General features: G+C 56.9%; 15 protein-coding genes and 1 tRNA gene. 15 read left to right on the top strand and 1 reads right to left on the bottom strand.

Annotated elements, in window-relative coordinates; all coding sequences use genetic code 11:
* Positions 1–48: 48 nt before the first annotated feature.
* Both carB and greA read left to right on the top strand, forming a co-directional pair.
* On the top strand, positions 49–3,264 hold the full coding sequence (gene carB / locus FXO11_RS17230; protein ID WP_148864179.1) for a carbamoyl-phosphate synthase large subunit: 3,216 nt from the start codon (positions 49–51) through the stop codon (positions 3,262–3,264).
* 23 nt (positions 3,265–3,287) lie between these two features.
* Positions 3,288–3,749 (top strand): transcription elongation factor GreA, encoded by a 462-nt coding sequence (greA, locus tag FXO11_RS17225; protein ID WP_264766237.1) that lies wholly within the window; start codon positions 3,288–3,290, stop codon positions 3,747–3,749.
* Between the two features lie 62 nt (positions 3,750–3,811).
* Here greA and yhbY read toward each other — a convergent pair whose 3' ends face one another.
* Positions 3,812–4,123 (bottom strand): ribosome assembly RNA-binding protein YhbY, encoded by a 312-nt coding sequence (yhbY, locus tag FXO11_RS17220; RefSeq protein ID WP_148864177.1) that lies wholly within the window; start codon positions 4,121–4,123, stop codon positions 3,812–3,814.
* A gap of 244 nt (positions 4,124–4,367) precedes the next feature.
* Here yhbY and rlmE point away from each other — a divergent pair, with 244 nt between their 5' ends.
* The 13 genes from rlmE (at position 4,368) to rpsO (ending at position 17,880) form a co-directional block, all read left to right on the top strand.
* On the top strand, positions 4,368–4,991 hold the full coding sequence (gene rlmE, locus FXO11_RS17215) for a 23S rRNA (uridine(2552)-2'-O)-methyltransferase RlmE (RefSeq protein ID WP_148864176.1): 624 nt from the start codon (positions 4,368–4,370) through the stop codon (positions 4,989–4,991).
* A 197-nt stretch (positions 4,992–5,188) separates the two neighbouring features.
* Positions 5,189–7,132, top strand: coding sequence for an ATP-dependent zinc metalloprotease FtsH (gene ftsH / locus FXO11_RS17210; protein WP_148864969.1), 1,944 nt, complete (start codon positions 5,189–5,191; stop codon positions 7,130–7,132).
* A 215-nt stretch (positions 7,133–7,347) separates the two neighbouring features.
* A complete protein-coding gene (gene folP, locus FXO11_RS17205) occupies positions 7,348–8,178 on the top strand; it encodes a dihydropteroate synthase (RefSeq protein ID WP_148864175.1) in 831 nt (276 codons plus the stop codon).
* Positions 8,171–9,517 (top strand): phosphoglucosamine mutase, encoded by a 1,347-nt coding sequence (glmM, locus tag FXO11_RS17200; protein WP_148864174.1) that lies wholly within the window; start codon positions 8,171–8,173, stop codon positions 9,515–9,517. The genes folP and glmM overlap by 8 nt, the downstream gene beginning before the upstream one ends.
* A gap of 246 nt (positions 9,518–9,763) precedes the next feature.
* Positions 9,764–10,510: a triose-phosphate isomerase gene (gene tpiA, locus FXO11_RS17195; RefSeq protein WP_148864968.1), complete on the top strand. Its 747-nt coding sequence runs from the start codon at positions 9,764–9,766 to the stop codon at positions 10,508–10,510.
* A gap of 11 nt (positions 10,511–10,521) precedes the next feature.
* Positions 10,522–10,953, top strand: a complete 432-nt coding sequence (secG, locus tag FXO11_RS17190) for a preprotein translocase subunit SecG (RefSeq protein WP_148864173.1) — start codon at positions 10,522–10,524, stop codon at positions 10,951–10,953.
* Between the two features lie 7 nt (positions 10,954–10,960).
* A tRNA-Leu gene (locus FXO11_RS17185) sits at positions 10,961–11,045 on the top strand.
* 399 nt (positions 11,046–11,444) lie between these two features.
* Positions 11,445–11,906: a ribosome maturation factor RimP gene (rimP, locus tag FXO11_RS17180; protein WP_148864172.1), complete on the top strand. Its 462-nt coding sequence runs from the start codon at positions 11,445–11,447 to the stop codon at positions 11,904–11,906.
* A 43-nt stretch (positions 11,907–11,949) separates the two neighbouring features.
* Positions 11,950–13,443 carry a transcription termination factor NusA gene (gene nusA / locus FXO11_RS17175; protein ID WP_148864171.1) on the top strand — a complete coding sequence of 498 codons (1,494 nt, stop codon included), beginning with the start codon at positions 11,950–11,952 and terminating at the stop codon, positions 13,441–13,443.
* An 18-nt stretch (positions 13,444–13,461) separates the two neighbouring features.
* On the top strand, positions 13,462–15,999 hold the full coding sequence (infB, locus tag FXO11_RS17170) for a translation initiation factor IF-2 (protein ID WP_148864170.1): 2,538 nt from the start codon (positions 13,462–13,464) through the stop codon (positions 15,997–15,999).
* 209 nt (positions 16,000–16,208) lie between these two features.
* Positions 16,209–16,616, top strand: a complete 408-nt coding sequence (rbfA, locus tag FXO11_RS17165) for a 30S ribosome-binding factor RbfA (RefSeq protein ID WP_148864169.1) — start codon at positions 16,209–16,211, stop codon at positions 16,614–16,616.
* On the top strand, positions 16,613–17,521 hold the full coding sequence (gene truB / locus FXO11_RS17160; RefSeq protein WP_148864168.1) for a tRNA pseudouridine(55) synthase TruB: 909 nt from the start codon (positions 16,613–16,615) through the stop codon (positions 17,519–17,521). The genes rbfA and truB overlap by 4 nt, the downstream gene beginning before the upstream one ends.
* An 89-nt stretch (positions 17,522–17,610) precedes the next feature.
* On the top strand, positions 17,611–17,880 hold the full coding sequence (gene rpsO, locus FXO11_RS17155; RefSeq protein WP_148864167.1) for a 30S ribosomal protein S15: 270 nt from the start codon (positions 17,611–17,613) through the stop codon (positions 17,878–17,880).
* Positions 17,881–18,542 lie beyond the last annotated feature (662 nt).

The following is an 18,542-nucleotide window of genomic DNA, read 5'->3' as shown; positions in this document are numbered from 1 at the left end:
CGGTACGCGCTGAAGACTGATTTAAGCTGCTGACAGGTTTACTACGAAATGCCAAAACGTACTGATATCAAAAGCATCCTGATCCTGGGCGCCGGGCCCATCGTGATCGGGCAGGCATGCGAGTTCGACTACTCCGGGGCTCAGGCCTGTAAGGCGCTGCGGGAAGAAGGCTTCCGCGTTATTTTGGTGAACTCCAATCCTGCCACCATCATGACCGACCCGGCCATGGCCGATGCCACCTACATCGAGCCCATTACCTGGAAGACAGTCGCCAAGATTATCGAGAAGGAGCGGCCGGACGCCTTGTTGCCGACCATGGGCGGGCAGACCGCGCTGAACTGCGCGCTAGACCTGGAAAAGCACGGTGTGCTGGATGAGTTCGGCGTAGAAATGATTGGTGCCAATGCCGATACCATCGATAAGGCGGAAGACCGGGAGCGCTTCGATAAGGCGATGAAGTCCATCGGCCTGGAGTGCCCGCGCGCGTCCATCGCGCATACCATGGAAGAAGCCCTTCGGGTTCTCGATAGTATCGGCTTCCCCTGCATTATCCGCCCGTCTTTCACTATGGGTGGTTCCGGCGGCGGTATTGCCTACAACCGTGACGAATTCGAGGAGATCTGTGCCCGCGGTCTCGATCTCTCTCCAACGAACGAGCTACTGATCGACGAGTCCCTGATCGGCTGGAAGGAATACGAGATGGAGGTTGTCCGCGACAAGAAGGACAACTGCATCATCGTCTGTGCCATCGAAAACTTCGATGCCATGGGTGTTCATACCGGCGACTCGATCACTGTGGCGCCGGCGCAGACCCTGACTGACAAAGAGTACCAAATCATGCGCAACGCCTCCCTGGCGGTGCTGCGTGAAATTGGTGTGGAAACAGGCGGTTCCAACGTGCAGTTCGGTATCCATCCGGAAACCGGCCGCATGGTGGTCATTGAGATGAATCCGCGGGTTTCACGCTCGTCGGCGTTGGCCTCAAAGGCCACGGGTTTCCCCATTGCCAAGGTCGCGGCCAAGCTGGCCGTGGGTTACACCTTGGACGAGTTGCAGAACGATATTACCGGCGGCATCACGCCGGCCTCGTTCGAGCCCAGCATTGACTACGTCGTTACCAAGATTCCCCGCTTTACCTTCGAGAAATTTCCGCAGGCGGATGCTCGCCTGACGACGCAGATGAAGTCTGTCGGTGAGGTGATGGCAATTGGCCGGACCTTCCAGGAATCTCTGCAAAAAGCGCTGCGTGGCCTGGAAGTGGGTTCCGAGGGCTTCGAGGAGATGGTCGATGTCGACACTGACAATGGCCGCGAAACCCTGATCCAGGAAATGAACGTGCCAGGTGCGGAGCGTATCTGGTATATCGGCGATGCGTTTCGCGCCGGAATGACGGTGGACGAGGTTTATCGTCATACCAATGTGGATCCCTGGTACCTCGTCCAGATTGAGGACTTGATCCGTGAGGAAGCCGCGCTCAAGACTGCCGGTAAAACCGACATCGATCATGCCACCTTGTTCCGCCTCAAGCGCAAGGGATTTTCCGACGCGCGCCTGGCTAAGCTGCTGAGCATCTCCGAAGCGAGCTTGCGCAAGCATCGTCATGATTTGGGCATCCGCCCGGTTTACAAGCGCGTCGATACCTGCGCTGCCGAATTCGCGTCTGATACCGCTTATATGTACTCCACCTATGAGGAGGAGTGCGAGTCTGACGTGTCCGACCGAGAGAAGATCATTGTCATCGGTGGTGGGCCGAACCGGATCGGCCAGGGCATTGAGTTCGATTACTGTTGTGTCCATGCCGCTCTCGCCATGCGCGAGGACGGTTACGAAACCATCATGATCAACTGCAATCCGGAGACCGTCTCCACGGATTACGATACGTCCGATCGCCTCTACTTCGAGCCGATTACTCTCGAAGACGTGCTGGAGATCGTGAATATCGAGAAGCCCAAGGGCGTGATCGTCCAGTTTGGCGGCCAGACGCCACTGAAGCTGGCGCGCGGCCTGGAGGCGGCGGGTGTGCCGATTATCGGCACCACGCCGGATGCGATCGATCGTGCCGAAGACCGCGAGCGCTTCCAGCAGATGATCAACCGTCTCAATCTGCGTCAGCCGGATAACGCGACCGTGCGCAGTCACGAGGAAGGCGTGACGGCGGCGCGTGAAATCGGCTACCCGCTGGTAGTTCGCCCGTCCTACGTGCTGGGTGGGCGCGCCATGGAAATTGTCTACGACGAGCAGGAGCTGGTGCGCTACATGCGCAATGCCGTGCTGGTTTCCAACGACAGTCCTGTGCTGCTGGATCATTTTCTCAATGCGGCCATCGAAGTGGATATCGATGCAGTCAGTGACGGAAAAGACGTTGTGATCGGCGGCATCATGCAGCACATCGAACAGGCCGGTGTGCACTCGGGCGACTCCGCCTGTTCGTTGCCGCCCTATACGCTGCCGAAGGCGGTGCAGGACGAGATGCGCGAAACCGTGCGCCGCATGGCCATCGAGCTGGAAGTAGTGGGTCTGATGAACGTCCAGTTGGCTTGGCAGGACGATGCCGTCTACGTCATCGAAGTGAATCCTCGGGCATCCCGGACCGTACCTTTCGTCTCCAAGGCCATTGGCGTTTCCTTGGCTAAAGTCGCGGCTCGCTGCATGGCCGGGCGCTCGTTGGTGGATCAGAACTTCACGGAAGAGGTGGTGCCCAAGTATTATGCGGTGAAGGAATCCGTCTTCCCGTTTAACAAGTTCCCTGCGGTCGACCCCATCCTCGGCCCGGAGATGAAATCGACCGGCGAGGTCATGGGATTGGGTGATAGCTTTGACGAAGCTTTTGCCAAGGCCGCGCTGGCCTCCGGTGAACGTCTGCCGGAAAAGGGCACAGCCTTTATATCGGTGCGGGATGTGGACAAGTGCGGTGCCGTCAAGGTTGCCCGTGACCTGATCGATGCCGGATTCCGTCTGGTGGCAACCACCGGTACCGCAAAGGCACTGCGTGAGGCCGGTATCGAGGTGGATCGGGCGAATAAGGTTCGTGAAGGACGTCCGCATGTTGTCGATTCCATCAAAAACGGTCAGATCCAGTTGATTATCAACACGACAGAAGGGCGCAAGGCTATTTCCGACTCGGCCCAGATTCGCCAGTCCGCCTTGCAGCACAAAGTGACATACACCACGACCCTGGCTGGTGGCGAGGCATTCTGTCGTGCCATTAAATTCGGACCGGAGCGGACGGTGCGCCGACTCCAGGACTTACACGCAGGAATTTGAACGCTATGAACAATCGAGTGCCGATGACAATCAACGGTGAAGCGCGTCTGCGCGAGGAGCTCAAAAAGCTCAAGAGCGAGGATCGCCCCCGGGTTATCGCGGCCATCGCGGAAGCGCGTGAACACGGCGACCTGAAAGAAAATGCGGAATATCACGCGGCGCGAGAGCAGCAGAGTTTTATCGAAGGCCGCATTCAGGAAATCGAGGGCAAGCTGTCGGCCGCTCAGGTCATCGATGTGACCAAGATGGAAAATACCGGGAAAGTGATCTTTGGTGTGACCGTCAAGTTGATCAATGCCGATACTGACGAGGAAGTCAGCTATCAGATCTGTGGCGAAGACGAGGCGGACGTGAAAGCCGGCAAGCTGTCCGTATCGTCACCGATCGCGCGGGCTTTAATTGGCAAGAGCGAAGGGGACGTTGTCGCGGTACGTGTGCCGTCGGGAACCGTTGAGTACGAGATCGAAACTGTCGAGCACCTTTGACACTTTCGTGATGCGCAAAAAAGCCGGCGCTTGCCGGCTTTTTTGTTCGTGCCCGGAAGGCTTCAGGACTTATGGCGCTGGAGGTTGGAGAGCTTGGGGTTGGGCTCTTTTGCACGGCGCAGAATGATGGCAACTTTGCCGATCATCTGCACCAGCTCGGCGCCGGATCCGGCGCACAGAGCCTCAATGGCTTCGCGGCGCTCGTCGCGGTCCGGGCTGGCAACCTTGATCTTGATCAGTTCATGGTCGTTCAGGGCTCGGTCCAGTTCCTGCTGCAGGCCTTCGCTCAAGCCTTTATCGCCGATAATGACGACCGGCTTGAGATGGTGGGCAATAGCGCGGTACTCCCGGCGCTGTTCCGGCGACAGGCTCATAATTCAGTCTCTTTATGAAAGCGATTTAAAATTATCGGGCAGCAGGTGACGGCGCTATCCCGTATAATTTGTGATTGTTCGGGTGTAATCGGCACATTGTAGCAGCAGCCCGGCGTACGTTGAATTGCTGTCACTACGTATCCGTTAGATCGTATCCGTTAGGCGGGGCGCCAGGTGGCTGTCACCGCGTATTACTAAGCAACGCATAGTCGTTCATGTTGTGTTGCCTCCGTGGAGAAATGTTTTGGCGCGTTCCAAATCCAGCAAACGCTGGTTGAAAGAACATTTTGACGATGAGTATGTCAAACGTTCTCAGGTTGATGGTTATCGGTCCCGGGCAAGCTACAAACTGATTGAGCTGGACGACAAAGATCGTTTTCTCCGGCCAGGGCAGCTTGTGGTGGACCTGGGAGCGGCGCCTGGTGGGTGGTCTCAGGTGGCAATGGACCGGGTTGGACATAAAGGCCGTGTAGTCGCAAGCGACGTCCTGGAGATGAACCCTATTGCCGGAGTCGACTTCGTACAGGGCGACTTCACCGACCAGTCGGTGCTGGATACGCTGTTGGAGGTCCTCGGCGATGCGCGGGCAGACGTTGTAATCTCCGATATGGCCCCCAATATGAGTGGTATGCCTGCCGTGGACATTCCCAAGGCCATGGATCTGGTGGAATTGGCGCTGGATATGGCGAAGCAGGTGTTAAAGGTCGACGGCGTATTTGTGGCTAAGGTTTTTCAGGGGGAGGGGTTTGATGTCCTCTTGCAAGACATGAAGGTGAACTTTCGCTCAGTGGTGAGCCGCAAGCCGGGCGCGTCCCGGTCCCGCTCTCGGGAGGTTTATCAAGTATGTCGGGGCTTTAAGGGTGAATAGCGGCTTACCTCGCTTGGCAGTAAGGCTGGCGGTTCGGTGACTGCGTATTAACCATACTGCACCATTGCTAGTGGTGGAGCGTACAATTGATGTAAGGTTGGTAAAAAGGGAGTGTTTCGGTAGGAGGCCGGGCATTTTCTTCGGGGTTGCGCCGAGCGTGTGGCCCGTACATTCACAGGTGATGATCCTTGAACGATATGGCTAAAAATCTGGTTCTCTGGCTGATAATAGCAGCCGTCTTGCTGATGGTTTTCCAAAACTTCTCGCCGACTACGACGGGGCAGCAAGTCAATTATTCCCAGTTTGTACAGATGGTGCAGCAGGGACAAATCAAGCAGGTCACTATCGACGGGCTTGAAATTCAGGGGGTGCGTGAAGACAACGGCCGCTTCGAGACGATTCGTCCGCAGGTCCCCGATAACAAGCTGATGGATGATCTACTGGCCAACAACGTCGAGATTGTCGGCAAGGAGCCGGATCGTCAGAGCATCTGGACTCAGTTGCTGGTGGCATCGTTCCCGATCTTGATCATCATTGCACTGTTCGTCTTTTTCATGCGACAGATGCAAGGCGGTGGGGGCGGCAAAGGCCCCATGTCGTTCGGTAAGAGTAAGGCTCGCCTGATGAGCGAAGACCAGATCAAGACGACCTTCTCTGATGTTGCCGGTGTCGACGAAGCTAAAGAGGACGTCAAGGAGCTGGTGGATTTCCTGCGGGATCCAAGCAAATTCCAGCGCCTGGGTGGCCGCATTCCCCGGGGTGTGCTGATGGTCGGGCCTCCCGGCACGGGTAAAACCCTTCTCGCCAAGGCGATTGCCGGCGAGGCCAAGGTACCGTTTTTCTCGATTTCCGGTTCGGACTTTGTGGAAATGTTCGTAGGTGTGGGCGCATCCCGTGTGCGTGACATGTTCGAGCAGGCCAAGAAACAGAGCCCGTGCATCATCTTTATCGATGAGATCGACGCCGTCGGCCGTCACCGTGGCGCTGGCCTGGGTGGTGGGCACGACGAGCGCGAGCAGACCCTGAACGCGCTGCTGGTGGAAATGGATGGTTTCGAAGGCAACGAAGGCGTCATTGTCATCGCAGCCACGAACCGTCCGGACGTGCTGGACCCTGCGTTGCTTCGTCCGGGTCGCTTCGATCGCCAGGTCGTGGTCAATCTGCCGGATATTGTTGGTCGCGAGCAGATTTTGAAGGTCCATCTCAAGAAAGTTCCGATGGCCGATGGTGTAGATCCCAAGCTTGTTGCCCGCGGCACGCCCGGCTTTTCCGGTGCTGACTTGGCCAACCTGGTAAACGAGGCAGCGCTGTTCGCAGCACGTCGCAACCAGCGGCTGGTATCTATGGAAGAGCTTGAGTTGGCCAAAGACAAGATCATGATGGGCGCCGAGCGCAAATCCATGGTCATGAACGAGAAAGAAAAGCTCAATACCGCGTATCACGAATCCGGTCACGCCATCGTCGGGCGTCTCGTGCCGGAGCACGATCCGGTGTACAAGGTCAGTATTATTCCGCGCGGCCGAGCATTGGGTGTCACCATGTTCCTGCCGGAAGAGGATAGGTACAGCCACTCTAAGCGCTACCTGGTCAGCTCAATCTGTAGCCTGTTCGGCGGCCGTATTGCCGAAGAGTTGACCCTTGGCTTCGAGGGTGTGACAACCGGGGCTTCCAACGATATCGAGCGTGCGACCAGTCTGGCCCGCAATATGGTGACTCGCTGGGGGTTGTCCGAGAAGCTGGGCCCGCTGCAGTACGATACCGACAGTGAAGAGCCGTTCCTGGGTCGCTCGGCAGGTCAAAGTCATACGGTGTACTCGCCGGAGACTGCTCAGCGCATCGATGAGGAAGTGCGTTCAATCATTGACGACTGCTACGAAACGGCACGCCGTCTATTGATCGAAAACCGCGACAAGCTGGAAATGATGGCCGATGCGCTGATGCGCTATGAGACCATTGACCGCCACCAGATCGATGACATTATGGCGGGCAAAACGCCGCGTCCACCCCAAGGGTGGAACGGACCAAGTGCGGGCGGTAACGCGTCCAGCGATGATCCTGAGCCGGTGGCAAGGCCAGCTGGTGATTCGGACAGTGGCCGTCGTCCGGGTGACGGCATCGGCAGCCCGGCCGGCGAGCACTAAAGGTCTGGCGTTTAATCGGATGCTAAAAGCGTAACCTGAATGTCAAGTCAGACGCCGTCCCACGGGGCGGCGTTTTTTTTGGTTTTTGCAGGTTGGTGCGAGCAGAAGGGGCGATTTTGGCTTCGAGCAGGCCGCGGGGCGGCTCTGAATCATAAGGCGCCGCTTTGTGGGTGGCTATCGGGTTCCTCCGATAGAGAGGTGGAGGCGAAGTGAAAATGGATTTTGCAGGGCATACGGTTGACTTGTCGCAACCTCAAGTCATGGGCGTCGTCAACGTAACGCCGGACTCCTTTTCCGATGGCGGCCAATTTAATCGCCTGGATACCGCGTTGGCCCAGGCGGAGCGCCTCGTACGGGAGGGGGCAGCCTTTATCGACGTCGGTGGGGAGTCAACCCGTCCCGGGGCGGCCGAGGTCACCGTACAGGAAGAGCTTGATCGGGTGTGCTCGGTGGTCGAGGCGATCCATGAGCGTCTCGATGTGGCTATTTCTGTAGATACCAGTACGCCTGAGGTTATTGTTCATACGGCAAGGCTGGGGGCGGGGTTAATTAACGATGTGCGCGCATTGCAGCGTGAGGGAGCTTTAGATGCGGCGGCAACTACAGGCCTGCCTGTCTGCCTGATGCATATGCAAGGACAGCCCGGCACGATGCAGCGGCGCCCGCAATACGACAGCGTGAAGGCCGAGGTGACGGCCTTTCTGATGGCCCGCGTAGCCGCGGCGAAGGACGCGGGCATTCCATCGGAAAAGCTGATTCTCGATCCAGGGTTCGGTTTCGGCAAGTCCCTTGAGCACAACCTCCAGTTGCTAGATGCGCTGGAGCAGCTCGGGGCTCTCGGTTATCCCTTGCTGGTGGGAATGTCGCGCAAATCCATGCTGGGCGAAATTACCGGGCGTGATGTTTCCGAGCGGTTGCCGGCAAGTCTTGCAGTCGCGACAATAGCGGCTATGAAAGGCGCCGCGATTCTTCGGGTGCATGATGTTAAGGAAACTGTAGACGCCGTCAAAGTGGTGGCTGCACTAAGGGTGCTATTCAATGAGTGAACGTAAGTATTTTGGAACGGACGGTATTCGCGGTCGTGTCGGTTCGGCACCAATCACGCCGGACTTTATGCTTAAGCTGGGCTGGGCCGCCGGCCAGGTATTCAAGCAAGACGGGCAGCGCAATCGCGTGATTATCGGCAAGGACACCCGGCTGTCCGGTTACATGTTCGAGTCAGCGCTGGAAGCCGGGCTTTCCGCGGCAGGCGTGGATGTGTCATTGCTTGGACCGATGCCAACGCCCGCCATTGCCTATCTGACGCGTACCTTCCGCGCATCGGCGGGTATCGTGATCAGTGCCTCGCACAACCCGCACTATGACAATGGCATCAAGTTTTTCTCGCCCCAAGGTACCAAGCTGAATGACAGTGTGGAGGCGGAAATTGAAGCTTGGCTCGAACGCGAGATTGATGTCTGCGCGCCGGGAGAGCTGGGTAAGGCTTCGCGGGTCGATGATGCGCCGGGCCGCTACGTGGAGTTTTGCAAGAGCACCGTGCCGAACGACTTCACGTTAGAGGGCAAGCGTATCGTCCTGGATTGTGCTCACGGCGCCACCTATCATGTGGCGCCCAAAGTATTCCGGGAGCTTGGCGCCAGCGTCACTGTGCTGGGTGCGTCGCCAGACGGTCTCAATATCAACCTAAAGGTTGGCTCCACCCATTTGGACACCCTCCGCGAAAAAGTCTTGGAGGGCAATGCAGATCTCGGTATTGCCTTTGATGGCGACGGTGACCGGGTGCTGATGATCGACCGTGACGGTTCGGTGATCGACGGCGATGAGTTAATGTTCATCATTGCCGCGCAGCGTCAGATCGAAGGGCGCTTAAAAGGCGGGGTCGTCGGCACCTTGATGACCAACCTGGGGGTCGAGCTGGCGTTGAAAGAGAAAGGCATACCGTTCGAACGGGCCAAGGTGGGTGACCGCTACGTGATGGAGCGGCTGGTTGCCAACGGTTGGCATCTCGGCGGCGAGGGCTCGGGGCACTTGGTGGTGCGCGACTGTACTTCAACCGGGGACGGCATCGTATCCGCACTACAGGTGCTGCTGGCGTCCTGGAGTTCCGGGCGCTCGATTACCGAGCTGCGCCATGAAATGACCCGCTTGCCGCAGGTTTTGATCAATGTCCGTGTCGACCAGCGTTTTGATCCACTGTCCCGTCCGGATATTGCTGAGGCGGTGGCTGTGGCAGAGAAAGAAATGGGTGCCACCGGACGGGTTCTGCTACGGGCGTCGGGAACCGAGCCGTTGATCCGGGTGATGACCGAGGGTCAGGACGAAGCGGAAATGCACCGTTGGGCGAAAAAGCTGGCGGACGTAGTGAAAGGCTCCCCTGCGGGTTAAATACGTTATTGAGGGCGTTAACTGTGCAGGTTCAGCCCCTGGAATCGAGGCCAGGTAACCCCTGGGGTCGAAGTCAGGTGAAGAGGGGTTGGAGAGTGGGTCGTGCCCGCTGGTGCATTGATACAGGCACTCGTATATAGGCACAAGCGCGATCCGGTGGGCGAATTGTTTGCTCCCCCTCTCTTCAGGTTGTGTCCGTTTGAGGACTGCTGTATAGTTCGCCCTCCCTTGAATAGAGGGCTGTTGATGCGACGCAAAATTGTAGCTGCCAACTGGAAGATGAACGGATCGAACGACTTGGCTGACGCCTTGGTCGGCGAGGTTCGAGAAGGCTTGGCGAAGCTTGATAATGGCGTGGAGGTTGTTATTATTCCTCCCGCTCTATATATCGCGAGGGTTCAACAGCTCGTCGGCGAGAGAGCCTGGCTCGGTGTGCAAGATATTGCGCCCTGGGGCGAGGGAGCCTACACCGGCGAGATTTCGGCTGGCATGGCCGCTGATTCCGGATGCCGGTTTGCCATCGTCGGTCATTCCGAGCGCCGCGAACTGTTCGGTGAAACCGATGCGGTGATTGCGGATAAGGTCAGCCAAGGGCTGGCCGCTAAGCTGAATTTGATTCTCTGTGTGGGCGAGACCTTGCATCAGAGAGAGGCGGGGCTGGCAGTTGATGTTGTCAGCGCGCAGCTGAAGGAAGCCTTAAAGGGCGTGTCCGGAAGCGACTGGAAGCACATTGTAGTTGCCTATGAGCCTGTTTGGGCCATCGGTACAGGGAAAACCGCAACGGCGGAAGATGCTCAGGCCGTTCATGGTGCCATGCGCAGCGTGCTCGCTGAGATGGGCGCTCCGGCGCAGGATTTGTCCTTGCTTTATGGCGGTAGTGTTAAGCCGAATAATGCGGCTGAGTTGTTCGCCCAGCCGGATATCGATGGCGGACTGATCGGCGGCGCTTCCTTGAAGGCGTCAGATTTCCTCGCCATTTGCGAGGCGTTTTAAGAGAGTTTTTTATGGATTGGATGGAAACACTGGTTGTCGTTGCGCACGTCGTGATTGCGGTGGCGCTGGTGGGTCTCGTTCTGATTCAGCAGGGCAAGGGCGCGGACGCAGGTGCTGCTTTTGGTGGCGGTGCATCTCAGACGGTTTTCGGTAGTCAAGGTAGCGGTAGCTTTTTGACCCGTGTAACGACCTTTTTAGCCGTCCTGTTCTTTGTGACAAGTTTTACATTGGCAGTTTTTGCCAAGCAGCGCGCGGAAGTTGCCGGTCAGACCGGCATTCCGAGCGTTCAGCACGGCGGTTCGGCCACCGAGGAAGGTGTGCCTGCTGAAGAATCGACGCCGGCGCTTGAGGAAGGATCGCCAGCAGGCTCTTCTGATTCGGAAGGCGCTGCGAATGAAGAATCGAAGACCGGAAGTGACAATTCACTTCCTGAGCTTGAGTGAGGTTATTGCCGAAGTGGTGGAACTGGTAGACACGCTATCTTGAGGGGGTAGTGGCGTAAGCCGTGCCGGTTCGAGTCCGGCCTTCGGCACCATTATTGAAACGGCTTGGAATACCAAGCCGTTTTTTTTGGTCAGTCCTTGACCAGTCTTGTCGGCGTCCTTATACTCCGGCGATTATTGCAGTGGGCATCGGCGTAAGCCGAACCCGCTCAGACAGGCCAGGTGTCTGTCGGCGGAAGCGTCGCGGTTCAAACGCTTCTGGCACGCAACGACTTCAGAAGGCCCCGCTTTATTAGGGGTTTTTTGGTTCAGGGGCCTGGCGCAAGGGCCCGATTGCTTGAAAAAGGGCTGAGATACAGGCCCTTTTTTTGTTTGTGCGAAACTGGTTTTTGCAAAGCAAGGAGCCTCTGAATGGCTCTGGAAGCCTAGAAGGGTGCGCAGAGACGATCCAGGAGCTATGCGGCTCCCAGAACAGCGGAGATGGCAGCAATTTGTCAGCCAAGGTAAAGCAACTCGAAAATATCCTGGTCCCGGTAATCGAAGGCTTGGGTTATGCCTGTTGGGGGATTGAATTCCACTCTCAGGGCCACAAGTCAGTTCTTCGGGTCTACATCGAAGATACAGAGAATGGTATCAGCGTTGAGGACTGCGAGACGGTAAGCCGGCAGGTCAGTGGTGTGCTGGATGTAGAAGATCCGATCCAAACTGAGTACACGCTGGAAGTGTCTTCGCCGGGAATGGACCGCCCGCTTTTCTATCTTGCGCAGTATGAGGCCTGGGCGGGTCATAGGGTTCGTGTTCGCCTGCGTATGGCGTTCGAGGGGCGTCGGAAGTTTGAGGGACTCCTCAATGGAATCGAAGGAAGCGATGTCATTGTTATCGTGGATGACCACGAATATCTGCTTCCCATCGACAGTATCGACAAAGCCAATATCGTTCCGGTTTTTAAGTAAATCGTTTGACTGCAAGTCTAAGGGTTAAGGGCAGGGCAATCTGATGAGTAAAGAGATCTTGCTGGTAGTTGAAGCCGTCTCCAATGAGAAGGGCGTGGAAAAAGAGGTCATTTTCGAGGCCATCGAACTTGCCCTGGCTACAGCAGCCAAGAAACGTTATGAAGAAGAGGAAGCGGATATTCGCGTCCAGATAGACCGCAAAACCGGCGAATACGAAACCTTCCGCCGCTGGCTGGTCGTCGACAACGAGGCTGTACCGGCCTTGGGCACCGAATTGACCATGCAGGAAGCCGAAGAGATCGATACGAGTTTGCAGCCGGGCGACGTCCACGAGGAAAAAGTGGAGTCGGTATCCTTCGGTCGTATCGGCGCTCAGGCCGCCAAACAAATCATTTTCCAGAAAGTTCGCGAAGCCGAGCGGATGAAGATCGTCGACAGCTACCGCGATCGAGTAGGCGAGCTGGTTTCCGGTACCGTCAAGAAAGTCACCCGCGACAACGTTATTGTTGATCTGGGTGCTAACGCCGAAGCACTTTTACCCCGGGATCAATTGATTCCGCGTGAAACCTTCCGCATGGGCGATCGAGTGCGCGCGCTGCTGCTGGAAATCCGCACAGACCATCGCGGTCCGCAGTTGATTCTGAGTCGGACCAATCCCGCCATGTTGATCGAGTTGTTCCGCATCGAAGTGCCGGAAATCGCCGAGGAGCTGATCGAGATTCGTGGCGCGGCTCGTGACCCGGGCTCGCGTGCCAAGATTGCGGTCAAAACTAATGATCGTCGCATTGATCCGGTTGGCGCCTGCGTGGGTATGCGTGGTTCACGGGTTCAGGCAGTGTCTAATGAGCTGGGTGGCGAGCGTGTCGATATCGTGCTTTGGGACGACAACCCGGCCCAACTGGTGATTAATGCCATGGCGCCGGCGGAAGTTGCTTCCATCGTTATGGACGAAGATCGCCAAACCATGGAAGTGGCTGTTGCCGAGGACAACCTGGCGCAGGCCATTGGTCGCAATGGGCAGAATGTCCGTCTGGCCAGTGAGTTGACCAGTTGGACGCTCAACGTCATGACCGAGGAGGAAGCGGGGGAGCGGCAGGAACAGGAATATAATCGCTTGCTGAATAATTTTACTGAAAACCTCGATGTTGATGAGGAGCTGGCGGGCTTCCTGATTGAGGAGGGGTTCACTTCTCTTGAGGAAGTGGCCTACGTTCCCATGGATGAAATGCTGGCAATCGAAGGCTTCGACGAGGACACAGTGACCGAACTGCGCCGCCGGGCCAAAGATCGTCTGCTGAATCAGGCGCTGGCCAGTGAGGAAGCCCTGGAGGGCAACGAGCCGGCAGATGATTTGCTGAGTATGGATGGCATGGATCGTTCCTTGGCCTTTAAGTTGGCTGGAATGGGTATTCGTACGATGGACGATTTGGCAGAACAGTCCGTCGACGATCTCATGCAAATTGAAGATATGGATGAAGAGCGCGCGGGCCAGTTAATCATGACCGCACGTGCGCCCTGGTTCCAGGACCAGGAATAATCGGGAGAGGAGGACCAGATGGCTGAAGTAACTGTAAAACAGCTGGCCGATGACGTAGGCGCTCCCGTGGACCGCTTGCTGCGCCAGATCGTAGAGGCTGGCCTGAAAGCCCGTTCTGAGAATGATGCTGTCAGCAGCGATGAAAAGCAGCAACTGCTGGCGTTCCTGCGCAAAAACCACGGCGAATCCGATGCCGATCCGCGCAAGATCACGCTCAAGCGAAAAACCACGACGACCTTGAAGGCGGGCAGCGGTGCTGGCCGCGCCAAGACGGTTAACGTGGAAGTCCGCAAAAAGCGGACTTACATCAAGCGGACCGAGACGCCCCAGCAGGAATCTGAAGAAACACTCGTAGCGGAAGAGGCACCGCAGGAAACACCGATTCAGCCGGAGGTCAGCGAACCTACGGCACCTGAGGAGACAGTGTCGGTAGCCGAGGAGGCTAAGCCTGACGCGGAGTCTGCTCCTGAGCCAGAAGAAGCGGCTATCGAAGAGCCGGTTGAGGATGAGGTTGTGCCTGAGCCAGCGCTGGAGGATATGCCCATTCCGCCGGCTGACGAAGAGAATTCCAAGGACCGCAAGCCTAAGAAAAAGAAAGAGAAAGTGCGTGAACGTCCGGAGGAGGTCGAGGACGGCAAGCCGAAGAAAAAATCGGCCGGCCATCGTGGTCCACGCAACCGCCCGGTAGAGCCGGTGGCCCTCACGGAAGACGAAGAGGAAACCACCCTGCGCAAGCCTTTGCGGGCCAAAAAGAAACCCAAGCAAAAAAGACACGCTTTCGAGAAGCCGACCAAGCCTATGGTGCGTGAAGTAGAAATTCCGGAAACCATTACCGTGGGTGATCTGGCGCAGCGGATGGCTGTCAAAGCCGCCGACGTGATCAAGACGCTGATGAATATGGGCGTCATGACGACGATCAACCAGCCGCTGGATCAAGAAACCGCAGTTCTGGTGACCGAAGAATTGGGTCACAAACCCAGGACGACTAGCGAGGATGCGTTCGAGGAGGAAGTGCTTAGCGGGATTTCCTTTGAGGGCGATAAAGTCAGACGGGCCCCGGTTATCAGTGTAATGGGCCACGTCGACCACGGTAAGACCTCGTTGCTGGACCACATTCGCCGTACCAAAGTGGCTGCTGGCGAGTCTGGTGGCATCACCCAGCATATTGGCGCCTACCATGTCGAGACCGACCACGGCATGATCACGTTCCTGGATACTCCGGGGCACGCGGCTTTTACAGCCATGCGTGCGCGAGGCGCCCAGAGCACGGATATCGTTATTCTGGTGGTTGCGGCTGACGATGGTGTTATGCCGCAGACCAAGGAAGCGGTCAACCACGCACGCTCTGCGGGTGTTCCGCTGGTAGTGGCGATCAATAAGATGGACAAGGAGCAGGCGGATCCTGACAGGATCAAGAACGAACTGTCAGGTATGGACGTGATCCCAGAGGACTGGGGCGGTGACGTCCAGTTCGTGCCGGTGTCGGCGCACTCTGGCGAGGGGATCGACGATCTTCTGGAAGCGGTCCTGCTGCAGTCGGAGATTCTCGAGCTGGAAGCCGTTCCTACAGCACCGGGTACCGGTGTGGTGGTCGAGTCCAGTCTGGAGAAGGGCCGTGGCTCCGTAGCGACGATCCTGGTTCAGAATGGTACCGTCCGTCAGGGCGATATGCTGGTCGCCGGCGCCTACTTCGGTAAGGTTCGGGCGATGATGAGCGAAACTGGCGACCAGGTGAAAGAAGCTGGTCCATCCATTCCCGTTGAAGTATTGGGTCTGAACGGTACGCCGGATGCCGGTGATGAGTTCTTCGTTGTGGCCGATGAGCGCAAAGCGAAAGAGCTGGCTGAGTTCCGTCAGAAGCGTGAGCGTGAACAGCGCTTGCAGCGCCAGCAGGCGGCCAAGCTTGAGAACTTGTTCGAGAACATGGGCAAGGACGAGGTCAAGACTCTCAATGTGGTGCTCAAGACCGACGTGCGCGGTTCGCTGGAAGCCATTACCAAGGCGCTTCAGGACATCGGTAACGAGGAAGTTCAGGTCAAGATCGTCTCTTCCGGCGTTGGCGGTATTGCCGAGACCGATGTTAGCCTGGCGCTTGCCACAAGCTCGGTGATCTTCGGTTTCAACGTGCGTGCCGATGCGTCGGCCAAGCGGCTGGTGGAACAGGAAGGCATCGATCTGCGCTACTACAGCATCATCTATAACATGATCGATGATGTGCGAGCAGCCCTGACCGGCATGTTGGCGCCGGAGTTCCGCGAGGACATCGTGGGCATCGCCGACGTACGGGATACATTCCGCTCGCCCAAGTTCGGTCAGGTCGCTGGCTGTATGGTGACCGAAGGCAGCGTTTTCCGTAACAAACCAATCCGTGTCCTGCGCGATAACGTGGTTATCTTTGAAGGTGAGCTGGAATCCTTGCGCCGCTTCAAGGACGACGTGCCGGAAGTTAAGAAAGGGATTGAGTGCGGGATTGGCGTTAAGGGTTATGACGTCAAGGTTGGCGATCAGATCGAGGTCTTCGATCGGGTAAGAGTCGAGCGTCAGCTCGAGAGCTGATCCGCGAGACGAAAGCCCAGCCTGAAAAGACACGCGCCCCGGCTCCCGGGGCGCTGTGCATTTCAGCAGGCCCATACGTAGGTTTATGACATTCTTTGATCTATCGCATACGTGACAGATCGAATACTTGAGTTTGTCCACATACTTTGGCTTCACCAGGAGACCGGCGAAACCATTGTTCGCGGGCGCTCCATCGACAGGGCGTAAACATGCCGAAAGAGTTCAGCCGTGTAGAACGGGTTGCCGATCAGATCCAGAAAGAGTTGGCGTTGCTGGTGCAGCGGGAAATCAAAGATCCCCGCCTGGGCATGGTGACTATTAATGACGTCAAAGTGAGCCGGGATCTCGGCTATGCCGACGCTTATATCTCCTTACTGACCGCTGAAGAACTGAGCGAAGACGATGAGCGCGTGCGCGATTCGCTCAAAGTTTTGCGCAATGCCGCCGGTTTTCTTCGCACCCAGCTCGGCCGAGCCATGAAATTGCGCGTTGTTCCCCAGCTGCGTTTTCATTTCGATACCCTGGGCGGCAAAAGCCGCCGGATCGACAGCCTGATCAACCAGGCCGTGGGCAAGAAGCCTGTGGTCGGCCCGGATAGTGGGGAGAATGAGGGTTGAGTCGGCGGCGTCGAGGACGTGACGTTAACGGTATCCTGATTGTCGACAAGCCACAGGGCGTCACGTCGAATGGGGTGCTGCAACAGGTCAAGCGGCTCTACGGTGCTGCGAAGGCCGGCCATACCGGAAGCCTGGATCCCCTGGCCACCGGTGTCCTGCCACTATGCTTTGGGGAAGCGACTAAATTTTCCCAGCTCATGCTCGACAGCGATAAGTCCTACGTGGCCGTGGGCAAGCTGGGGGTGGTCACCGATAGTGGCGATAGCGATGGCCGGATTATGGCCGAACAAGCGATACCGGCAGACCTCACCCACGAGACGCTGGAGAGCGTGCTGGCGGCATTTCGCGGCAATATCGAACAGGTGCCTTCCATGTACTCGGCGCTTAAGCACAAGGGGCGGCCGCTGTATGAGTATGCCCGAGAGGGAATCGAGGTCGAGCGCCCCGCGCGGCCAGTGACCATTCATGCGCTGGATCTGGTCGGATTCGAGGGTGACCGGTTCGAGATTGCTGTCACGTGTAGCAAGGGTACTTATATCCGCTCCCTGGTGGAGGACATCGGCCAAGCCTTGGGGTGCGGCGCTCACGTTACCAGCTTGCGACGAACGTGTGCAGCGGGCTTTGGCCTCGATCAGGCGAGCCAGGTCAGTGCATTGGAACAGTTGCGGGAAGCGGGCGAGTCTCTGGACCCGTTGCTGATTCCGGTTGAAACCGCGCTCGCGGACTTTCCTAAATTAATGCTCCAGGATGCGCAGATTGTATCGATATTGAACGGACAACCCGTTAAAATGTCGGGTCATCCACCTGGGTGGGTCCGCCTTTTCGGAGGCGATCGTTTTCTCGGGTTGGGTGAGCAGTTACCAGATGGCGAGGTTGCACCCCGGCGTCTGGTCAAGCAGGACTGAATCGGCCAAAGCCGTATTCGGTCTCTAGCCGGACTGTAGAGATGCGCGGTTCGGCCGAATCATTGGCATCGCAAGTAATGAGGTGAGTTATGGCGTTGACTGCCACAGAGAAGTCACAGATCGTCAAGGATTTTCAGCAGGGTGACAGTGATACCGGTTCTCCGGAAGTGCAGGTTGCTCTTCTGAGTGCCAACATCGACAAGCTGCAAGATCACTTCAAGACCAACAAGCAGGATCACCATTCCCGCCGTGGTCTGATTCGGATGGTTAACCAGCGTCGTAAACTGTTGGACTATCTGAAGAAGAAGAACGCGGATCGGTATATCGACCTGATCAAGCGTCTCGGTCTGCGTCGTTGATCGTCTGATCGCGACAATCTCTGCATCGGCAAAGATGTTGTCAGTCCTCGATTCCAATCGGAGTTATCAGCTCTCGATTTTAATCGGGCAAGGCGAGCAGCGCATTTGCCGGTGCTGTCCGGAGAGCGAAAGCTCTCCAGGCAGTTTTCTCGCCCGCTGTACTGCCCAGCTTAAAAGCCCAGGCCAGATCTGGTAATACCGGAGTGGATCACCTGGAAAGAAGCCGACTCTGCCGACCTTAAGTGCAAGACAGCATGTTGTTTCCAGGCCCGGTAGACCCGCCGGCAAAAACAGTCCCGCCGGCGACAATCAGGCACCCTGGTTTACACAGATGGTTTACAACAATAGTTTGCGAAAATAGTTGGTAAAGATAGCTGGGAAATAGTTGGCAAGTTATTGACATGCAAGTTATTGACATGAAGGGTATCAGGAACTGTTTTCGACGCGCCGGTCAGTGATGAAAGCCCGAACATTAGCAGGTTGTTGAAAGTCGTTAGCTTCCATAGCCGGAACGATTTCCAACAGCCTGTTAGCTTTCAGTCCGGTAAGTCCCGCACTCCGATCGCCTCCATGCCGCAGAACCAAGTGGCTCCGGCCATTTGCACATTCAATTTCAACTATCGACGTTGCAATTATTCATTGCAGCGATGCGAAAACGAGTA

Source organism: Marinobacter fonticola (assembly GCF_008122265.1).
Taxonomy (GTDB): domain Bacteria; phylum Pseudomonadota; class Gammaproteobacteria; order Pseudomonadales; family Oleiphilaceae; genus Marinobacter_A; species Marinobacter_A fonticola.
This window is presented reverse-complemented; position numbering and strand designations above follow the sequence as displayed.

What these genes read in the sequence shown, in the direction of transcription:
- carB (WP_148864179.1), top strand. Translation starts at nt 49, where the DNA reads ATGCCAAAACGTACTGATATCAAAAGCATCCTGATCCTGGGCGCCGGG.
- greA (WP_264766237.1), top strand. Translation starts at nt 3,288, where the DNA reads ATGACAATCAACGGTGAAGCGCGTCTGCGCGAGGAGCTCAAAAAGCTC.
- yhbY (WP_148864177.1), bottom strand. Translation starts at nt 4,123, where the DNA reads ATGAGCCTGTCGCCGGAACAGCGCCGGGAGTACCGCGCTATTGCCCAC.
- ftsH (WP_148864969.1), top strand. Translation starts at nt 5,189, where the DNA reads ATGGCTAAAAATCTGGTTCTCTGGCTGATAATAGCAGCCGTCTTGCTG.
- folP (WP_148864175.1), top strand. Translation starts at nt 7,348, where the DNA reads ATGGATTTTGCAGGGCATACGGTTGACTTGTCGCAACCTCAAGTCATG.
- glmM (WP_148864174.1), top strand. Translation starts at nt 8,171, where the DNA reads ATGAGTGAACGTAAGTATTTTGGAACGGACGGTATTCGCGGTCGTGTC.
- tpiA (WP_148864968.1), top strand. Translation starts at nt 9,764, where the DNA reads ATGCGACGCAAAATTGTAGCTGCCAACTGGAAGATGAACGGATCGAAC.
- secG (WP_148864173.1), top strand. Translation starts at nt 10,522, where the DNA reads ATGGATTGGATGGAAACACTGGTTGTCGTTGCGCACGTCGTGATTGCG.
- nusA (WP_148864171.1), top strand. Translation starts at nt 11,950, where the DNA reads ATGAGTAAAGAGATCTTGCTGGTAGTTGAAGCCGTCTCCAATGAGAAG.
- infB (WP_148864170.1), top strand. Translation starts at nt 13,462, where the DNA reads ATGGCTGAAGTAACTGTAAAACAGCTGGCCGATGACGTAGGCGCTCCC.
- rbfA (WP_148864169.1), top strand. Translation starts at nt 16,209, where the DNA reads ATGCCGAAAGAGTTCAGCCGTGTAGAACGGGTTGCCGATCAGATCCAG.
- rpsO (WP_148864167.1), top strand. Translation starts at nt 17,611, where the DNA reads ATGGCGTTGACTGCCACAGAGAAGTCACAGATCGTCAAGGATTTTCAG.